Below are 17,979 nucleotides of genomic sequence, written 5' to 3'. Positions count from 1 at the left end.
GAAAAGTAAAAGTCTGCTCAGTCCCAGATCACCGGCACGGACTTGGCACCGCGCAGCATGGCGCCGCTGATCTGCGGAGCCGGCCGGTCGGGATCGAGGCGGATGTTGGGAAAAAGATCCAGAAGCGTGTTGATGGCCGAGGTCAGCTCGATCTTGGCCACGAACTGGCCGATGCACATGTGGGTGCCGAAGCCGAAGCCGAACGACGGCTTCATGCGGCGGTCAACGTCGAACTGGTCCGGGTTTTCGAACACCTCCTCGTCCCGGTTGGCCGAGGCCACGATGCACTGCACCATGCCGCCCTTGGGAATCTTCACGCCGCCGATTTCCATGTCCTGCGCCGCCTGGCGCACCTTGAAGGTCGCCACCGGCTCGAAGCGCACGGTTTCGTCGATGACCTTGGCCAGCAGGCTGCGGTCCTGGCGCACGCGCTCCAGCAACTCGGGCCGCTCCAGCAGCAGCGTCATCACCGAGCTGAAGGTGCGGGTGGTGGTTTCGCCAGCGGCCGGGAGCAGTGAACGGACAAAGGTGGCCACCTCATGGTCGTCCAGTTTCTTGCCTTCGTATTCGGCGCGCAGCAGGCGGTGGATCAGGTCATCACCGTCGGTGCCGGCGGCGCGGCGCGCGACCACGACTTCCTTGATCGCGTCGTAGAGCGACTTGACCGCGATGCCGGCCTTGATCTTGGCTTCAGCCATTTTTCCGGGATCGTTCTGTATGCCGCCCAGCATGGTCAGCGCCCAGCCGGCGTACTGTTTGTACTTTTCCGGATCGTCCTGCGGAAAGCCCATCACCGCGTAGATGGCGCGAATGGGAAAGTGCAGGCCAAACTCCATCAGATCGGCGCGTTTATCGGGCACAAGCCGCAGCAGGAAGTCCTCGCGCATGACCCGGTCAATCATGGGCCGCCAGCTGTTGACCGACGCCGGCATGAAGGCTGGTTGCAGCAGCGCGCGCACGCGGCGGTGCTGGTCGCCATCCATCGCCAGAATGATCAGGCCATCGAAAAAGGCGCCCAGCCCTTCGGCAATGAAACCGTTGGTGAAATTGGCGGCGTCTTTCATGACGGCCATTACGTCCTTGTATTTGAACAGCGCCACGGTAGGCCGGGGCTCATGAATGCCGGCGTTGGTGGGGATTCCCAACCTGGCGATGAAGTCGCCTTCATAGACGGGCGAGTTGTGGCGCATGTCGCGGCACAGCGCGTGAAAATCGACGTCAGCGCCTTTGAACAGGTCGGATACGTCGGAAAATGAATTTTCCAGTTGTTTGTTGACGGATACGGTTTCGGTCATGGTGTGGACTCCAGTGGGTTGTCAATGAAAGAGGCTTCGGCCGGATAGCGGCCAAGCGTGAGTAAAAGCAAGGGGCCGATGACGCAGCAGGCGGCGCACACCATCAGCATCGCCGAGTAGCCGCCAGTGCCGCGGAGCAACGCGGCGAATGCAAAAGGCGCCACGGTCGAGCCGAGCGTGACTACGCCCAGGTGCAGCCCGAACAGGCGGCCATAGTCGCGCAGCCCGAAGTAGCGCGACACCAGGTAGGCGGCAATGTCGAACTCGGCACCCGAGCCGATACCAACCAGGGCGGTCGCCAATAACAGCCAGGGAATCGGTGTGCTCGCATCGGCGCCCAGGAACATCAGGCAGCCGATGGCCGGCAATCCCAGCGCGACAGCCGCGACGCCCGGCGCCCACAGCCGGTCGATCAGCGTGCCCACGCCGATTCGGCCGGCAATCAACGACACGCCAAAAACGCCGAATACGCCGCCAGCCTCTGCCGCCGACAGGCCGATGTCGCGCAGCAGCGGCACGGTGTTCGTTGCCATGCCGTAGATGGCGGACACCACCAGTCCCAAGCCAAGGTTGCAGACCCAAAAGCGGCGGTCCCGCAAGGCCTGCGCGAACGGCATGCCGCGCTTGGCGGCGGCGATGAGTTCAGCGCTGCGGGCGCGCGCCGGCTTGGTGCCAGACGCCGGCAAATAACGCCAGCTCAGCGTCAGCCACATCAGCAGGGGCAGGGCGGCCAGCGTGAGGTAGCCCGCCTGCCAGCCCCAGCGGCTCATCGTCCAGGTCAGCAGAGACGGCAGCACAGCGGCGGTAACTCCAGTGCCGCACAGCACCAGCGACAGGGCCAGGCCGCGGTGGCGGTGGAAATGTTGGGCGACGATCTGCGTCCAGGTGACCGGCGTCGTGCCCAGCCCGATCAGGGGCAGCACGAAGTAGCCGAGGTACATCCAGCCGATCGAGGTGTGCATCAAGGCAAACGAAGCGAAGGCCAGCGCCACCGCGAACATCGACACGCCGGTGACGGCGCGCATGCCGTAGCGCAGGTTCAGCCAGCCGACCAGGTTGACCGAGAGCGCGCCGCCGGCGGCCAGGAAGCTGACCGCGATCTGCAGGTCGGCGCGGCTCCAGCCCATGGCTTTTTCGAGCGGCACGATCAGCGTGCCCAGGCTGTAGATCAGCAGCGCGCTGACGCTGGTGGCCACACCGGCCAGCGCCAGCGCCAGGGTCGGCCAGCCAGTGGAAAATTCTCCGGCCGGCGCCTCCGCCGCCGGGGTTGACGCGGCGGTCATTTCGCCAGAAAGCGCTTGACGCGGTTGGCCGCAATGCGGCCGGGCAGGCCGTTGATGCCGCCGCCCGGGTGGATGCCGGCGCCGCCAAGGTAAAACCCCGCCACCGGCAAGATTTCGACGCCGGCGCCCTGGACCGGACGGTTCTTTCCGGAACGCATGGTCGAGGTGTCCACATGCACGACGCAGCCGTTGTGCACGTTCAGCCGCTTGGCCAGATCAGGCGAAGCTTCGACACGGCGCCCGATTTCCAGCGTGGTCAGCCCGTCCATGTACTCGCCAGCCTGGTCGATGACCTGTTGCCCGACGCGGTCGCGGATGGCATCCCAGCCTTCGCGCGGGTTCACCGGCATGGCCACCGGGTAAAGATAGGCCACGTCCTGGCCCTCGGGCGCTTGCGATGGATCGACCGCGCTGGGCGCGGTGATCCACATGTATGGCAGCTTTGGAACCTCGCCGCGCGCCGAGGTGGCGAAATTCTCCAGCACCGCCTCGGCGGTGCCGATGAGCAGCACGCTCTTGCGCAGGCTCAAGCCATCATGGCGCATCGCCTCATGGCGCTTGACCGACACCTGGCCGCGCAGCGCCATATCCACCTTGAGCGGCGAGGCGCCGTGGGCATTGGCCGGAGCCAGCGCCACGCGTGTCATCAGCTTGTGGTCCATGGAGCCGGGCGTCAGCATCTCGAAGGCCATCTTCGGATGGACGGTCGCCACCACGGCCCTGGCTTCGATGAAGCGCCCGTCCTCCAGTTTCACCCCGCGCACCTTGCCGTGTTCGGCGACAATTTCCTCGACGGGCGCCGACGTGATGATCTCGCCGCCGAGTTCCTTGAGCCGAGATGCCATCGCATTGGTCAGCTGCTGCATGCCACCGACCACCCGCCCGACGCCGAAGCGGTGCAGGAAGCCGAGCAGGATGAAATAGATGCCGGTGCCGTCGTTGGTGATCGGGCCGGCGGCGCCGACCAGGCAACACATCGCCGAAATCGTCACCGGATGCTCGAAGCGCTCCAGCGCGGCCTGGTAGGCCGAGCCGGTCATCAGCGCCACCACGTCGGGCTTGTGCTTGAGATTGCCCAGTACCGCGCGCAGCGCGCCCAGCTTGGCGCCGAAATTAAACTGCGTCGGATCGACCCGCATCATCGGAACCGCCATGTCCATGAAGGCGTCGAGTACCTTCATGAAGTCGAGGAAGGCCTGCGCATCCTTGGGCGAAAAACGCCGGATTTCTTCGGCGGTCTTGAGCGGATCGCGCCAGAACACCAGCGAATTGCCGTCGGGGTGCAGGTACACGTAGCCTGGCGTCATCTCGACCTGGCGAAAGCCGTGCTTTTCCAGTTCCAGCTCGACCGGCATCATCGGATGCACGCGCAGCGACATGAGATCTAGTGCACAGGTATGAACGATATGCTGCGGCGCTTCGGGAATCACCGCGCCCGAGGTGGCCATGCCGCCGACCTTGGCGAGCGCCTCGATCACCACCACTTTCTTGCCGGTCATGGCTAGGTAGCAGGCGGCCGTCAGGCCATTGTGGCCGCCGCCGACGATGGCCACGTCGTAGGGAAGTGTTGTCATTTTTTGATCCTTGTTGTCTTGTCTGTTGGGCCAGCAAGCCTTGCCCGTAGCCGGCGAGTTAATCACAAATGAGAGTTGTGTTCAATATTGCTGAATGTACCTTGGGTCAAACGAAGATGCGCCTGTTTTTAGCGGGCCTAGGGAAAACACGGATGGCAAGGTTCTTCACATATCGGGCTGTTCTGTGCAAATTAGTAAAAATCCCTATACTAGGGTTAACCCTTAATTTTTCCGGAAGACTTACATGGCCTGCACACAACTCTCTTTTGCCGCTATTCCCGCGACCGTCAGCCTGAAGACTGGCGGCATACCTGCCAATAAAACCGAACGCTGCGCCACCCCTGCAACGCCATTGGGCAAGCCACGCTCGTGGCCATCGCTGCGAGCGCTGGACAACGCCAGTCTTGCCTTGAGCCGGAACATGACCGCCTGGGCAAGCGCCGGCCGGCTCTGAAACGCTGACGGCCGGCAACGCGCGGCTGCCCGGACGGCGCGTCGGCGCGCTTGCATTTCGCCGATAGCATTGCGGCGTTCGGCAACGTTCGGCACACTTGCATGCGGGTCAGCCGTCGCCGAAGATGAAGGCATCTTCACCCCACGGCCACCGCACCATGTCTTCATCATCCCTTTCCGACCCTGATTTTTTCAAACGCTATGGCCCTTGGGCGATGGTCTGCGGCGCCTCGGAAGGCACCGGCGCTGAATTTGCGCTTCAGGCCGCCGCCAAGGGCCTCAGCCTGATCCTGGTCGCCCGGCGGCCCGACAAACTCGAAGAACTCGCTGGACAGATCCGTACGGACCATGGCGTGGAAGTGGTCACGCTCCCGCTCGACCTCACATCCCCGACGGCTGCTGCCGAACTGTTCCAGGCCGCCGAAGGCCGCGACCTGGGACTGGTCGTGTTCAATGCCGGCGGCGACAGTGTCGGCGGCAAATTTCTTGACAGTCCTTACGCGGCCTGGCGCACGCTGACCCAGCGCAACATCGACCTGTTAACCGAAGCCTGCCATGGCTTTGCCACCGTCTTCGTCAAGCGCGGGCGCGGCGGGCTGTTGCTGGTCGGCTCCGAGGCGGCGCTCGGCGGCTGCGGGCGCCTGGCGATCTACACCGCCACCAAGGCCTATGCGATGAACTTTGGCGAAAGCCTGTGGAAAGAACTCAAGCCGCACGGCGTCGATGTGCTTAACCTGCAGCTTGGCGCCACCGACACGCCCAAGTTGCGCACCGTGTTCGCCAGGTTCAAGCTGTCGCCCGATACGGTGACACTGACATCGTCGCAGGACGTGGCCCGCATCGGCCTGGCCAGCCTGGGCCAGGGTCCGACGCTGGTGCTCTGTGCCGGGGAAGACTCGGACAACCCCCTGATTTCCGCCAGGTTGAGGCGCGAACGGGTGGAAGCCCAGAGCAGTTTTCTCGATAATTTCTATGGGCCCGCCTGACGCGGCCAGCCGGCAACCCGTTGGCGAGACGATCCACACGGACGTGGTGGTCGTCGGCTCGGGCGGCGCCGGGCTGACCGCCGCCACGGTGGCTGCGCGGCACGGGCTCGATGTCCTGCTGCTTGAAAAGACCGGCTACTTCGGCGGCACCACCGCGCTGTCGGGCGGCGGCATCTGGGTGCCAGGCAGTTCGCTGGCGGCGCAGGCCGGTATCCATGAAGCGCCCGGCATGGCTTCACGCTATGTGCACGAGGTGGTCGGGCCGACACTGCGCCCGGACCTGCTCGAAGCGTTTCTGGAGGCGGCGCCGCTCATGGTGGATTACCTGCACAGCCACACCGCGACCCGCTTTGCGGTGCAGCACGGCTTTGCCGACTGGCACCCGCAGGCGACAGGTTTTTCCCGGGATGGCCGGCTGCTGTGCCCGCTCGAATACGACGGACGCGAACTGGGAGACCACTTTGGCCTACTGCGTCCGCCCCTGGCCGAATTCAACGCGCCCGGTGGCTTGATGATCGGCCTGGGCGACATGGGGCATGCAGCCAACATGACCCGGTCTTTTGCCTCGTTCAGGCACATGGCCCGGCTGGCGCTCAGTTATGGGATTGACCGGCTACGCTACCCGCGCGGCACCCGGCTCACCATGGGCAATGCGCTGGCCGCGCGCCTGCTACGCTCGGCGCTCGATGCGCAGGTCACGCTGTGGCGCAATGCGCCGATGCAGCGGCTGCTGTTCGAAGAGGGCCGGGTCACCGGTGTGGTGGCGACGCGCGATGGTGTCTCGGTGACGGTCAGGGCCAGGAAGGGTGTCGTGCTGTCCAGCGGCGGCTTTTCGGCCAATGCGCAGATGCGCCGCCAGTACATTCCCTATCCCGAGCATCACATCTCGCTCGTGCCCGAGGGCAACACCGGCGACGGCCTGAATACAGCGCTGGCGCTGGGCGGCCAGTTCGATGGCGACAACCTGAGCAATGCCGGCTGGGTCGTGGTGTCGGTGCTGCGCAAGGCCGACGGTACGCTGCAAAAGTTTCCGCACCTGTTCCTGGACCGGGGCAAGCCTGGCTGCATTGCGGTCAATGACCAGGGCCGGCGTTTTGGCAACGAGTCGGCGACCAACCTGGTCGAGCCCATGCACCGCACCGGCTCGGTTCCGGCGCACCTGATTTGCGACCATGCCTTCATCCGCCGCTATGGCCTGGGACTGGTGCGTCCGGGCGGCTGGGGCCTGCAGCGCCTGATCGCCGCAGGCTACGTCATCACCGCGCCCACGCTCGAAGGACTGGCCGAGCGCATCGGCGCGCCCGCGCAGGTTCTGAAAGCGACCGTGGACCGCTTCAATGTGCAGGCCGCCTGCGGTGTCGATGATGAATTTCAGCGCGGCAGCACGCCGGCCGACCACTTCATGGGGGATAGCGCGCACCAGCCCAATCCCTGTCTCGGCCCGGTTCGCAGCGGTCCATTCTACGCCGTGCAGATCCATCCGGGCGACTCCACCACGACGGTTGGCCTGAGGGTGGACACGCATGCCCGCGTGCTTGATGCGCAGGGCGAGGCCATCCCCGGCCTGCATGCGGCGGGCCTGGACATGAACTCCCTGTGGCGCGGCCGCGCGCCGGGCAATGGCGCCAACAACACGCTCGGCCTGACCTTCGGGTTCATCGCCGCGCAAACGCTGGCGCAAGCGCAATGACGCTGACACGAAGATAAACGGCAGCTACGGGATAACCATTATTTGAACAAATATAAAATTAGTGTCTCATATAGGGCTTGTCGCATGGACGGGATTTCCCGGTCGGGCGGCATTTCCAGGAGACACGACGATGCACACAGCCGAACTTAAACCGTTGATGAACACGCTGGCGCCGATGAAAGTAATAGGCGCCCATCTGGAGGAGGCCTCTTACGAGGTTTGCGTCCAGGAGATTCACTGGGCCGAACCGGGCGCGGTCAACCTGCTGTCTGGCCGACATTGCCTGATTGAGCTGGCTGAGGCGCCAGCGATGGGACGGGCGCGCTACACGGTGCAGACAAACAGCGGCCAGGAACGCCCCGTCGGCATGCTTAATTTCATGCCGCCCGAGTCGGCCCGTTCGGTGCGCTGGAACCCGGGCCGGCGCCACGCGGTCGTGTGCATGATGGACCCCAAGCGGCTGGGCCTGCTGGGTGCGATTGACTGGCACTGGAATGAAGTGGATCCGGACTGCACGCTCGATGTGCAGAACGAAAAACTGCGCACCGGCATGCAGTGGCTGGCCGAAGAAACCACCACGCCGTCATTTGCCAGCGGCCTGCAGGTCAGCTGCATCCTGACCATGATGGCGATTGAGCTGCACCGCCATTGCACCCTTGGGAAGGAAGAACAGTCCGCGCCGCAAGGCAAGCTCAGCGAGCGTCAGCTCAGCCTGCTGAAGGAGCTGATCGAAGGCGCCACCGACACCGACGGTCTGTCGCTGGCCGAGATGGCGGCCGCCTGCCAGTTGCCGGCGCGCGAACTGTCCACCTTGTTCAAGCGGACCTCCGGGCAGACACTGCGCAGCTATGTGGCTTCGACCCACATTGCCCGTGCCAAGGTATTGCTCGACGATGGCGACCTGCTGATCAAGCAGGTCGCCTACAGCAGTGGATTTCGAAGCGCCGCCGCTTTCGGCGACGCCTTTCGCCGCGCCACCGGCCTGACGCCGCTGCAATACCGTCAGAACCGGGGCGTGGTCTGCCGCGAGAGCAGCTTTACCCACTGAGCGCATCAGTTTTAACCAGTAAGCGGACTTTTAGCATTAAATATGCCTTTTGCGAAAGGCTGGCGTGCGAAAGCAGCTATAAATACGGTAGCAAAAACTCTCAAGCACCTTGGTCGCCCTGCGTGCCAGCCACGGTGAGTGCGCGCTAAGCGGGGTGGCCGACGGCCTGCGTCACTGCGCTTTCCAGCGGCGGCTGGCGTCCCAGCGTCAGGAGCAGCAGTGGCCCGACCACGCAGCAGCCCGCGCACCAGGCGAGCAGCGGGCCGTAGCCGCCGGTCGTCTTGTACATGGCGGCGAACATCAGCGGCGCCAGCATGCTGCCCGCCGTGATCAGGCCGAGGTGGATGCCGAACAGGCGCCCATAGTCCTTCAAGCCGAAATAGCGGGAAATCAGGTAGGCCGACAGGTCGAACTCGGCGCCGGCACCGATGCCCACCAGCGCCACCGCAGCGGTCAGCAGCAGGGTGGACGAACTCGCGTCCGCTGTCCACAGCAGCAGGCAGCCGATGCAAGGCATGAACAGCGCAACCGCAGCCACACCCGGCGCCCATAGACGGTCGATCAGCCAGCCCGCCAGCAGCCGGCCGGAGATCAGCGCAATGCCGAAGCTGCTGAAGACACTGCTGGCCTGGGTGGCCGACAGGCCGATGTCGCGCAGCAGCGGCACGGTGTTGGTCACCATGCCGACCACGGCCGACACCACCAGCGTGAGGGCGATGTTCAATATCCAGAATTTGCCTGACCGCGCACTGACCCTGAAACTGGCCGAGGCCACCGCCGGTTTTCGCACCGCAATGGCAGGGTTTGAAACGGCTGCCGGGCTCGGCACCAGGAAACGCAAGGCCAGCGGCAGCGTCAGCAGCAGCGGCAGCAATCCCATCACGACATAGGCGGCGCGCCAGTCCCAGCGTTCCATGGCCCAGGTGAGCAGGGGCGGCAGCACGGCAGCGGCAATGCCCGAACCGCACAGCACCAGCGCCAGCGCCAGGCCGCGTTTGCGGTCGAACCACGAACTGACCAGTTGCGTCCAGGTGACGAAAGTGACACCGACACCGGCAATCGGAATCAGGAAATAACCCAGGTAGAGCCAGAAGATCGACTGGCCCATGAAGGTGATCGCCAGGAAAGCCAGCGGCAGCGCCAGCAGGGACAGCAGCGTCATCCGCCGCATGCCCCAACGCAGGTTGAGCCAGCCGGCCAGCTGGCTTGCCACCACCACGCCGCCTGACATGCAGGCGATCGCAATTTGCAGGTCACCCCGGCTCCAGCCAAAGGCACGCTCCAGTGGCAGCACCAAAGTGCCGAAGCTGTAGAGCAGCGTCACGCTGACCGTGGTGGCCGCGCCCGCCAGCGCCAGCAGCAAAATGCGCCAGCCGCGCTGGAATTCCCCTGGTATGCGCTCAGCCACCGCGCGCCGCCAGATCGATCAGGTCGGCCATGGCCGGGTTGTGCGCCAGCATGCCGCCGTCGGCAATGTAGGTCTGGCCATTGATGTAGCGCGCCTCGCTCGACGCCAGGAAGCACACAAGCGCCGCCAGGTCTTCCGGCTCGCCGATCTCCGGCGTCAGCAAGTGGCGCTGCATGACTTTGATCACGTTCGGAACCGTGGCCAGGGAGCCGGCCGACAGGACCAGGCCAGGGGCCACGGCATTGCAGCGGATGCCCTGCGGGCCGTGGTGAGTGGCGATCTGCCGGGTAAGCCCAATGATGGCGGCCTTGGAAACGGTATAAGCCATGCGGGTGATGTCGCCCGAAAAAGCGCCAGTGGAGGCAGTGTTGACGATGGCGCCAGAGCCCTGCTTGATCATGGTCGGCAGGGCGTATTTGCAGCCGGCCAGGTAAGCGCGCAGGTTGGCACCCATGACGAGATCCCAGGTCTCAAAGCTGATGTCGATGGCGTTGGTGTCCTTGGCATGCAGGGCGGGCGAGGTGAGGGCGGCATTGTTGTGCAGCACGTCCAGCCGGCCAAAACGCTCGATGGTGCCCAGAACCAGGCGCTCGATCGAGGTCACATCGGCGGCATCGAACTGCTGCGCCCGGCTGTGGTTGCCCAGCTCGGCGGCGACCGCTTCGGCGCGCTCGCCGTTCACGTCGGCCACGACGACGGTGGCGCCCTCGGCGGCCAGGCGCCGGCAGGTGGCTTCCCCGATGCCCGATGCGCCGCCGGTGACGATGGCGACCTGGCCCTGGAAGCGGCCCAGGTGCGGGCCGGGACGGCTCAGGGGTTGTGGAGCGGAGGGTTGTATCACGGTGGCCATGTCAGATGTCCAGTCCCAGCACATTGCGCGCCGTGCCGTTGCGCTGGTCGGTCTCGCCCCAGGCAAACCAGCGATCCGGCACGCGGGTGTCGCCGACCCGGCGCCAGCGGCCTTCCTGCTGCGCGGTGGGCGGGAAGCCGCCCAGGAAGTCCACCATCTCGCCCTTGGCGTCGGGCAGGAATTCCCATTCGTCCTTGCCTTCGATGATGACGCGGGCGGTATCGACGAAGTAGCCGCTTGCCTTGTGCTTGACCAGCGCCTCGATGTCGGTGGTGGTGCGCGCCTCGCCCTTTTCATTCGTGATGAAAGCAAAGCCGAGGTTTTCATGGCCGACCAGGAAGGTGCCGGCCTCGATGCTGCCGTCGGCATAGACATTGGCAAAGGCGCACCAGACCACATGCTTCCTGTTGTTGACGATCAGGCACTTCTTCGAATGCACCTGGCCGCCTTCTGCCATGTAGGACTGCTCGACCGCCATGATGCCCTTGACCTGGCGGCCCTCGCAGGTGCCGCTGACGTCGTAGTGCTGCGACAGATAGAACGTGCCCCAGTCCGCGCCGGGCAGGTACCACTGCATGCCGGGGCCGATGATGCGGCCCCGGATGTCGAACAGGCCGTCCTCGACCCAGTGCATGTGCTCGCCCGAGGCCTCTAACTTCCAGGCATTGCCGGGTTCCGACGGCTCGTCGGGCAGGCTGGTCCAGACGGCGGTGTCGCCTTCCAGGGCGCGGGTGGGCATCAGCGTTTGCGCCTGGGCGGCCATGCGCGGCTTGTCCATGCGCAGCGTCTTGCCATCGACGCGGGTGCTTTGATAGACAAACTTGGTGGCGTTGGGCGTGCCAGTGGGCGAATTGACCGAGCGCACCACCGAGTACATCGCGCCTTCGTCGTCGCGCAGGCAGCCAAACGGCATGGTCTTGCTCAGGTGCAGGCCGTAGAAGCCGCGCAGGTCATGCATGGCAGCGCCGGTGGTGCGGTACGGGGCGACCATCATCTGGAAGGCGAAGTCGCCGCGTTCGGGGAGTCGGGGAAATGTTTTCATGGTGGTCTTTCAAGAGCGGGAGGGGCGGCGCTGGTGGCGCGGCAATGTTTTGCCAATGATCGTGCCTTCTGTGTGTTTTTGGGTTCGCGCCCGTCTCGACGAAGTGAGTGAAGGTGTCGATGAGTTGCAGGCGGTGTTTTCCCCTCTTTTCTTTGCTCCCGGATGGGCTCAGTATCGGGAGGAATGGTTTAAAAATGCAAGAAATCTGTGACACGGAAAATGCCCGGATCGCCTCCGGGGCCGACTTTTCGCACGTTCGTTCGATCGCGGCGCGGCGTATCGACCCTGCCTTCGAGGTCCGCGTGCAAGACGTGCACTGGCCCTGCGGCGGTCAGTCACTGGTGCAGACGGGCGCCCGTTGTACCGTCGAGTTGCTGATCGACGAGCCCACCGGTCAAGCTGCCCACTACACCGTGGCCGGCGAGCGTGGGGCGCGCAGCACGGTGGGACGGCTTAATTTCGTGGCGCCCATGACGTCGCTGGACATGCAATGGTCGCGTGGCCAGGTGCGCTCCATCGTCTGCATGTTCGACCCGGTCAGCCTGGGCCTGCTGGACAGCGCGTTCTGGGACTGGCGGGGCGTGAACCCCCTGGCGGCACTCGATCTTAGAAATGACCGGCTGGAAACAACCATGGGCTGGCTTTACCAGGAACTGCGCCAGCCCTCGTTTGCCAGCCAGCTTCAAATCACGACCATGCTGACCATGCTGGCGCTTGAAACGCAGCGGCATTTCGGTGCGCGTCCACCCGACATCGGCGCGGGCATGGGCATGGGCAAGCTTAGCGCCCGGCAATTGGCGGTGGTGAAGGACCTGATCGAGCAGGCCCTGCCCGACGGTGTGCCGCTGCAAGCGCTGGCCGCCGCCTGCGGGCTGCCAAGCCGCGAGCTGCCCGCGATGTTCAGGAACACCGTCGGCGTGACCCTGCGCAGCTTCGTCGCCAGCGCGCACATTGCCAAGGCCAAGCTGCTGCTGTCCGACTCGCGCCTGCTGATCAAGCAGGTGGCCGGGCGCAGCGGTTTTGAGAGCGCCTCGGCCTTCACGGCGGCCTTTCGCAAGGCGACTGGCATGCGCCCCCAGCAGTACCGCGAATCCAGCGGCATGCTGGCGGCGCAGCCGGAATCAAGCGGCGAGTGAGCCGCGCAACTCGTCCAGCGTCATGCCGTGCTGCTCGGCCACGGCCGAGGGGTCGAGGAATTCGCGCCAAGTGGTGATTTCACCGGCGTCATTGAGCTGGAACACGGCCACTAGCGGAATGGACACCCATTTCCCCTTGCTGAACGAGTAGTCAACCCGTTCGGTGAACACGGTGTTTCCGCTGGCGGCCACGGCCTTCATGTCGTGCCGCTGCTGCTTGACGCGGATTTGCATGTGCTCCAGCTCGGCCTTGATGGCGGCCCGGCCCTTGATGGGTGGTATGGACGGCACGATGATCTGATAGGTCGCATCCTCGGCCAACGGCGCCAGCGCCGCGTCCATGTCAACAGGCCAGGTTTTGCGGAAGGCGTCGATGAAACGGCGGACGATGTCTTCATTGCTCATGGTGATTTCCTTCTTGGGATGGTGAGGGTAGTGGCGATCCGAATGCCGCGCGGGCGACGGCCGTGTCGAAATACTCGCGGCCGCTGGTGATGCGTCCATCCTGAAGGATGAACAGGTAGTGGTAGGTGTTGGCGTAAACCAGCCCAGGGCGCTCGAAGCGGCCCTCGGCCTCCACCGCCACCCGCTCGCCCTCGGCGGTCACGCCAATGGTTGTCAGGCGCCGGCTGGGGAAAGCGGCCATGGTTCGCGACAGTGCGCCAAGCAGTTCGGCGCGGGTGCGATCGCCCCAGCCAGCCACCCACCAATGGAAGGAAGGAGCCAGCAGCGCCTCCAGGGCCGTCGCATCGCCGTCCTCGATGGCCTGCAGGAAAGCGGCGGCCACCTGCTTGTTGGTGTTGGTGATCCGGTTCATGGCTTTAGCGCACGCTTTCCCGCATCATCGTCGCGTCCGCGCCCATGTCGCGCTCGGACAGAGGCGCTGGCGAGTAATGCATGCCGCCGACGCTGGCGTCGGCGACCGTGCCGTACATGCCCTTGTTGAAGTCGTAGGTGATGCTGGCGCCTGCATAGACAAAGCCAAAATCGTAGAAAGGCACGTTCAGGTTGAACATGGCGCGGTACAGGTTGCCGCTCTGGTCGAAAGCGTCGAACATGCCGGCGCCGTAGCCGTCTTCGTCGATGTAGTACACGCGTTTTGAATAGACGTGGCGCTGTCCGGGTTTCAAGGTGGCTTCGACCACCCATACGCGGTGCAACTCGGATCGTTCGCAGGCCGGGTCAACGTGGAACGGCATCAGCTTGGCCTCGGCCTTGCAGCCGAAGTAATACTTGTAGCTGTTGTAGGGCAGGACCATTTCCTTCTTGCCGACCAGCTTGAAGTCAAAGCGGTCCATCTTGCCGGAGAACAACCACAACTCGTCAAACAGCGACAGGCCGCCCAGGCTGGCGATGGGTGTGTCGTAGGCAAATTCCGGGGCCAGCCGCACGCGGCGCTGGCCTGGTGTGTAGCCCCAGGCGCGGCGCGGCTTCTGGTCCATGTCGAGGTAATCGGCAATGCCGCTGCCCACGCCGGCCAGCCGTGCCGGCGCGCGCGTGATGGCGTAAGTCCGCAAGTACATCTGCGGATCGCGGTCGGCCTGCTCGGTCTGGTAGTAGGGAAATTCGGTGCGCGCCAGCTGCTCCGAGGTCATGGTCGGGCGGCCCGTGGAATCGACCAGCCAGCCGCGCTGCGACGGGTTGAACATGACGCCTTCACCCTGGTAGCGCACATGCTGGTTCCACATCACTTCGTAGCCGTTCTTCGGAATCGGGAAGGGCAGCCCGCCCCGGCAGGCGACGTCGATGGCGTCGTAGTTCTTCAATCCCTTGCAGGCGACGGCGTTGCGCTCGTTGGCCTTGAGCACCTTTTCCGGGAACGTCTCGGTGCGGTGGGTTGGGTAAACGTCGATGTAATAGGTGGTCGGGTTCTTTTTGAGCAGGTATTTCTGGCCTTCGGTCAGCTTGTCCGCATGCTGATCAACGTTTTTCGCATCAATGCGGTAGAGCGGCTTCTCGGCGCGGAAGGGGTCGGTGTAGATGCCGCTGCCCGGCTTGTAATCGGCAGGAATCTTGACCGGCGCGCCGGTGTACTCCGGAATCGTGCCTTCCTTATTGCCGGCCTTGATGGCGCCAAAGCGCGTGAGCGTGCCGCCCAGTTGCTTGGCTTCTTCCGGAGAGACCTCGGCATGGGCAGCGGTGAGCAGGCCCGTCAGCATGACGACGGCTAGAGCGATGTGTTTCATTTTTGAATGTCTCCTGTCGGTATTGAATTGGCTTCAAAAGCCGGTTTTGTAGGTGAAGGCCAGCCAGCCCCGGTCGGTGTTGCCGACGCTGCCGTTGCCGCCCAGCAGGGCGGTGCCGCCGGGGTTGTATTTCGGCCGGGCCAGTGCGTCGGCGTAGCGCAGCGTGAACTCATGCCGCTGGCCATAGGTCAGCTTGATGCCGATGGCATAGGTCAGCGCCTTTTCGCTGCCGCCGCCGGCGCTGGCGGCATTGCCCTTGATGCCGTAGTTGATGGACAGCGGCAAGTCCATGTCCCACGACGGCCGGATCTGCAGCCACTGCGGCGTGAAGTTGACCGCCACTGCTGCATAATTTTTGCTGGAGCAACCGTCCGCTTTGCTACCCGAACCGACCACGCCGGGTGTTTCCAGTGCGCGGCAGGCGCCGTAGCCCACGCCTTTGAACAGTTCTTCATGCGAATTCACGCGCAGCAAGCGGCTGTAGGCGAATTCGGCGGCCAGGCTGGCGGTGTCGAACAGCGCGGTTTTGGGAAACAGCATGACGCCGTTGACGATGGCATGCAGCGTGTCGCCGCGCGGTCCTTCGTTGTCGGCGGCGCTGATGCCGGTGGCATTGAGCGCACCGTCCTTGCGCATTGACAGTTCGGAGCCGACACTGACCGGCCCGATCACGCGCGCCAGGCTGGCGCCGACAAGCGAGATATTTTTGGGATACGCCAGGCGGTAGGCGCCCTGTGCGCCTAGCACCTGCGGCGAGAGCCAGGGCTGATAATCGTCAAAGCGCCGGTAGTACAGCCCGAGCGTCGATTCAATCACCTCAGCGTTGTACTTGGCGCTTACGCCCCAGTTGCCCGACTGCCTGGGCTTGACCGAATCCAGCCTCGAAAACGCAGCGCCATTGGCCGCCACCGGCAGTCTGTCTGGCCCCTCGAACAGCATGTCGGCTGGCGCAAAGTAGGTGCCGCCATAAGGCAGGCGCGTGTTTTTCCATTCGTAGAAATACTGGCCGGCCACGCTCAGGCTGTCGGTGACCTGGGCGCGGGCGGCAATCTGGCCGAGCGGCAAGAACACTTCCTTGGTCTCGATGCCCGGGCTGGTCGATGCCTTCACGCCGTCGGCGGGCGCCTGCGAATAGGAAATCGCATGGGCGCCGAACAGCAATCCTTCGCCCCAGTAATTGGTATGGCGCCCGATCTTGACGTTGACCGGGGTCTCGCCCAGGCGAAAGTTGCTCCAGACAAAGGCGTCGAGTACCTCGCCCGAAGGCCCGGCCACGTAGCGCTTGACGGTGTCGTTGTAGCGGTTGCCGAGGTAGCTGGAGGAAAAGCCCGGCGCGACGGTGCGCACGCTGGTGTCGTGGTAGGCCTGGTCGTTCCAGAAGGCGCCGCTGACGCGCGCGCCGAACTGGTTCTTGTAGTTGAGGTCCAGTTCGCCCAGAAGATCGAGCCGGTTGGTCACGATGTCGCCCTTGTCGAACTTGCTGTCAGACTCGTCGTAGGTCGGGTTGTTCAGGATACGGCTGTCCTGTTTTTCGGTGCGTACGCCAAGGTTGTAGCGCACGGTGGTGTCGGCGCGCAGCGTGAGATCCGGGTTGCCAGTGTCGATCTCGATAGCATTGGCACTGCCTGATGCGGCCAGAACGGCAAGCGAGATCGCGGTCAAGGCCGGGGAATGGCGAAAGCGGATGCGCATGGGGTTGTCTCCTCGTTGTTGTGTGGTTTCGGCGGTCTCATCATCCGGCGGTGCAGGCCCGCTGTCGCGCGCCGTTGCTACTGATGAAATGCAAAAAGTGTCTTTGGCGCTTCACTTCTGAACGAACGCGCGTTCCAGCACGTAGTCACCCGGCACCCCGACTTGCGGCGAGGCGCAAAAACCGTGTGCATCGAGCATGGCGCCCAAGTCTTGCAGCATGGCCGGACTGCCGCACAGCATCGCGCGGTCGAGCGTCGGGTCCAGCGGCGGCAAGCCGATGGCCTCGAACAGCGAGCCGTTCTCGATGATGTCCGTCAGGCGGCCCTGGTTGTGGAAAGCTTCACGCGTGACGGTGGGGTGGTAGATCAGCTTGCCGTGCAGCAGCTCGCCCAAGGCTTCGTGGCGAGGCAGGTCCTCGGTGATGAACTGCCGGTAAGCCAGTTCGTCCACCCGCCGCACACCATGCACCAGAATGATTTTTTCAAAGCGTTCGTACGTTTCCGGATCACGGATGACCGACAGGAACGGCGCCAGCCCGGTGCCGGTTGCGAACAGGTACAGGTGCCGGCCTGGCCGCAGGTCGTGGATCACCAGCGTGCCGGTGGGTTTTTTGCTGACGAACACCTCGTCGCCGACGGACAGGTGCTGCAACCGCGAGGTCAGCGGCCCATCCTGCACCTTGATGCTGAAGAACTCCAGGTGTTCCTCATGGTTGCAGCTGGCGATGCTGTAGGCGCGCAGCAGCGGCTTGCCGTTGACCGGCAGCCCGACCATCACGAAATGACCGTTTTCAAAGCGCAGCGAAGGTTCGCGCGTGGTGCGGAAACTGAAGAGCGTGTCGTTCCAGTGGTGGACGCTCACCACACGCTCGGTGTGCAGATTGCTCATGGCCGTCCGCGTTCAAAGCGATGCGGCGTGGAAGTAGCGGATCTGCACATCGTCGCCGTCGAACTTGTACAGCTCGATGCTGGGCCGGGCCGGGGTGTCGGTGCCAATGGTCTTGTTGTGGTGATAGCAGGCGGCTTCGCTGCCGGTCACCATGACCTCCTTCACGTCGATGTGGACCTTGCCGGCAAAGCGCTGCCACATGTCTTCCAGCGCGGCCCAGCCTTCCAGCACCGGAATGCCGACATATTCAATGGTCATCTTGCCGGGCACCATGGCGTGGTACAGGGCAAACATTTCGTCTTTCTTGCCAGCGTTCCAGAACTCGACCTGCTGGTGCAGAAACGAACGGATTTCCTGGGGGGTGCGTGTTGTCATTTTCAGTCCTCGTGTGAATAAGCACCTGCCGTTGCGGGTGCCAAATCATTGTCGGGACGCCCTTGCGCTAATG

The 17,979-nt window shown here is 64.1% G+C and carries 16 protein-coding genes and 1 pseudogene; 5 read left to right on the top strand and 12 right to left on the bottom strand.

Annotation, left to right across the window (positions count from 1 at the left end):
- Positions 1-17 precede the first annotated feature (17 nt).
- The 3 genes and pseudogenes from IV091_RS05070 to IV091_RS05060 all read right to left on the bottom strand — a co-directional run bounded on the left by IV091_RS05070 (position 18) and on the right by IV091_RS05060 (position 4,152).
- A complete protein-coding gene (locus tag IV091_RS05070; RefSeq protein ID WP_293465998.1) occupies positions 18-1,295 on the bottom strand; it encodes a cytochrome P450 in 1,278 nt (425 codons plus the stop codon).
- Positions 1,292-2,614: pseudogene (locus tag IV091_RS05065) on the bottom strand (MFS transporter); the annotation flags it as partial. The gene IV091_RS05070 and the pseudogene IV091_RS05065, both read right to left, overlap by 4 nt.
- Complete coding sequence (locus IV091_RS05060; protein ID WP_293465992.1) at positions 2,575-4,152, bottom strand: NAD(P)/FAD-dependent oxidoreductase; 1,578 nt, start codon at positions 4,150-4,152, stop codon at positions 2,575-2,577. The gene IV091_RS05060 and the pseudogene IV091_RS05065, both read right to left, overlap by 40 nt.
- 611 nt (positions 4,153-4,763) lie before the next feature.
- On the opposite strand from IV091_RS05060, the gene IV091_RS05055 reads away from it, so the two are divergent.
- The 3 genes from IV091_RS05055 (at position 4,764) to IV091_RS05045 (ending at position 8,329) form a co-directional block, all read left to right on the top strand.
- The gene (locus tag IV091_RS05055) at positions 4,764-5,591 is read left to right on the top strand and encodes an SDR family NAD(P)-dependent oxidoreductase (RefSeq protein WP_293465989.1); all 828 of its coding nucleotides are present in this window, start codon (positions 4,764-4,766) and stop codon (positions 5,589-5,591) included.
- On the top strand, positions 5,578-7,281 hold the full coding sequence (locus IV091_RS05050) for an FAD-dependent oxidoreductase (protein WP_293465986.1): 1,704 nt from the start codon (positions 5,578-5,580) through the stop codon (positions 7,279-7,281). The genes IV091_RS05055 and IV091_RS05050 overlap by 14 nt, the downstream gene beginning before the upstream one ends.
- Positions 7,282-7,411: 130 nt before the next feature.
- Positions 7,412-8,329: a helix-turn-helix transcriptional regulator gene (locus IV091_RS05045; protein ID WP_293465983.1), complete on the top strand. Its 918-nt coding sequence runs from the start codon at positions 7,412-7,414 to the stop codon at positions 8,327-8,329.
- Between the two features lie 145 nt (positions 8,330-8,474).
- Here the strand turns inward: IV091_RS05045 and IV091_RS05040 are convergent, their stop codons facing one another.
- Genes IV091_RS05040 through IV091_RS05030 form a run of 3 tightly spaced genes read right to left on the bottom strand, consistent with a single transcriptional unit; the run spans position 8,475 to position 11,629 of the window.
- Positions 8,475-9,737: an MFS transporter gene (locus IV091_RS05040; protein WP_293465980.1), complete on the bottom strand. Its 1,263-nt coding sequence runs from the start codon at positions 9,735-9,737 to the stop codon at positions 8,475-8,477.
- Complete coding sequence (locus IV091_RS05035) at positions 9,730-10,587, bottom strand: SDR family NAD(P)-dependent oxidoreductase (RefSeq protein ID WP_293465977.1); 858 nt, start codon at positions 10,585-10,587, stop codon at positions 9,730-9,732. The genes IV091_RS05040 and IV091_RS05035 overlap by 8 nt, the downstream gene beginning before the upstream one ends.
- 1 nt (position 10,588) lies before the next feature.
- The gene (locus tag IV091_RS05030; protein WP_293465974.1) at positions 10,589-11,629 is read right to left on the bottom strand and encodes a hypothetical protein; all 1,041 of its coding nucleotides are present in this window, start codon (positions 11,627-11,629) and stop codon (positions 10,589-10,591) included.
- Between IV091_RS05030 and IV091_RS05025 the strand changes: the two genes are divergently transcribed.
- Both IV091_RS05025 and IV091_RS05020 read left to right on the top strand, forming a co-directional pair.
- Positions 11,628-11,840: a hypothetical protein gene (locus tag IV091_RS05025; protein ID WP_293465971.1), complete on the top strand. Its 213-nt coding sequence runs from the start codon at positions 11,628-11,630 to the stop codon at positions 11,838-11,840. The two genes, IV091_RS05030 and IV091_RS05025, sit on opposite strands and share 2 nt — an antisense overlap.
- Entirely contained in the window at positions 11,824-12,765 is a 942-nt protein-coding gene (locus tag IV091_RS05020; RefSeq protein WP_293465968.1) for an AraC family transcriptional regulator, read from the top strand. Before IV091_RS05025 ends, IV091_RS05020 begins: the two co-directional genes overlap by 17 nt.
- On the opposite strand, the gene IV091_RS05015 is transcribed toward IV091_RS05020, so the two are convergent.
- The 6 genes from IV091_RS05015 to IV091_RS04990 all read right to left on the bottom strand — a co-directional run bounded on the left by IV091_RS05015 (position 12,751) and on the right by IV091_RS04990 (position 17,906).
- On the bottom strand, positions 12,751-13,170 hold the full coding sequence (locus IV091_RS05015; RefSeq protein ID WP_293465964.1) for a nuclear transport factor 2 family protein: 420 nt from the start codon (positions 13,168-13,170) through the stop codon (positions 12,751-12,753). The two genes, IV091_RS05020 and IV091_RS05015, sit on opposite strands and share 15 nt — an antisense overlap.
- The gene (locus IV091_RS05010) at positions 13,160-13,582 is read right to left on the bottom strand and encodes a nuclear transport factor 2 family protein (RefSeq protein ID WP_293465962.1); all 423 of its coding nucleotides are present in this window, start codon (positions 13,580-13,582) and stop codon (positions 13,160-13,162) included. The genes IV091_RS05015 and IV091_RS05010 overlap by 11 nt, the downstream gene beginning before the upstream one ends.
- A gap of 4 nt (positions 13,583-13,586) precedes the next feature.
- On the bottom strand, positions 13,587-14,951 hold the full coding sequence (locus IV091_RS05005) for a DUF1329 domain-containing protein (protein WP_293465960.1): 1,365 nt from the start codon (positions 14,949-14,951) through the stop codon (positions 13,587-13,589).
- Between the two features lie 33 nt (positions 14,952-14,984).
- The gene (locus IV091_RS05000) at positions 14,985-16,643 is read right to left on the bottom strand and encodes a DUF1302 family protein (RefSeq protein WP_293465957.1); all 1,659 of its coding nucleotides are present in this window, start codon (positions 16,641-16,643) and stop codon (positions 14,985-14,987) included.
- Positions 16,644-16,754: 111 nt separating this feature from the next.
- Positions 16,755-17,531 (bottom strand): ferredoxin--NADP reductase, encoded by a 777-nt coding sequence (locus IV091_RS04995; protein WP_293465954.1) that lies wholly within the window; start codon positions 17,529-17,531, stop codon positions 16,755-16,757.
- A gap of 12 nt (positions 17,532-17,543) precedes the next feature.
- Positions 17,544-17,906 (bottom strand): nuclear transport factor 2 family protein, encoded by a 363-nt coding sequence (locus IV091_RS04990; protein ID WP_293465952.1) that lies wholly within the window; start codon positions 17,904-17,906, stop codon positions 17,544-17,546.
- Positions 17,907-17,979: the final 73 nt, after the last annotated feature.

Origin of the sequence: Polaromonas sp., from assembly GCF_018780625.1 — a bacterium.
Classification (GTDB): Bacteria; Pseudomonadota; Gammaproteobacteria; order Burkholderiales; family Burkholderiaceae_C; genus Polaromonas.
This window is presented reverse-complemented; position numbering and strand designations above follow the sequence as displayed.

Bases quoted from the DNA above. Each gene is read 5' to 3' on its own strand.
- IV091_RS05070 (WP_293465998.1), bottom strand. From the start codon at position 1,295: ATGACCGAAACCGTATCCGTCAACAAACAACTGGAAAATTCATTTTCC.
- IV091_RS05060 (WP_293465992.1), bottom strand. From the start codon at position 4,152: ATGACAACACTTCCCTACGACGTGGCCATCGTCGGCGGCGGCCACAAT.
- IV091_RS05055 (WP_293465989.1), top strand. From the start codon at position 4,764: ATGTCTTCATCATCCCTTTCCGACCCTGATTTTTTCAAACGCTATGGC.
- IV091_RS05050 (WP_293465986.1), top strand. From the start codon at position 5,578: ATGGGCCCGCCTGACGCGGCCAGCCGGCAACCCGTTGGCGAGACGATC.
- IV091_RS05045 (WP_293465983.1), top strand. From the start codon at position 7,412: ATGCACACAGCCGAACTTAAACCGTTGATGAACACGCTGGCGCCGATG.
- IV091_RS05035 (WP_293465977.1), bottom strand. From the start codon at position 10,587: ATGGCCACCGTGATACAACCCTCCGCTCCACAACCCCTGAGCCGTCCC.
- IV091_RS05025 (WP_293465971.1), top strand. From the start codon at position 11,628: ATGGTGGTCTTTCAAGAGCGGGAGGGGCGGCGCTGGTGGCGCGGCAAT.
- IV091_RS05030 (WP_293465974.1), bottom strand. From the start codon at position 11,629: ATGAAAACATTTCCCCGACTCCCCGAACGCGGCGACTTCGCCTTCCAG.
- IV091_RS05020 (WP_293465968.1), top strand. From the start codon at position 11,824: ATGCAAGAAATCTGTGACACGGAAAATGCCCGGATCGCCTCCGGGGCC.
- IV091_RS05015 (WP_293465964.1), bottom strand. From the start codon at position 13,170: ATGAGCAATGAAGACATCGTCCGCCGTTTCATCGACGCCTTCCGCAAA.
- IV091_RS05010 (WP_293465962.1), bottom strand. From the start codon at position 13,582: ATGAACCGGATCACCAACACCAACAAGCAGGTGGCCGCCGCTTTCCTG.
- IV091_RS05005 (WP_293465960.1), bottom strand. From the start codon at position 14,951: ATGAAACACATCGCTCTAGCCGTCGTCATGCTGACGGGCCTGCTCACC.
- IV091_RS05000 (WP_293465957.1), bottom strand. From the start codon at position 16,643: ATGCGCATCCGCTTTCGCCATTCCCCGGCCTTGACCGCGATCTCGCTT.
- IV091_RS04995 (WP_293465954.1), bottom strand. From the start codon at position 17,531: ATGAGCAATCTGCACACCGAGCGTGTGGTGAGCGTCCACCACTGGAAC.
- IV091_RS04990 (WP_293465952.1), bottom strand. From the start codon at position 17,906: ATGACAACACGCACCCCCCAGGAAATCCGTTCGTTTCTGCACCAGCAG.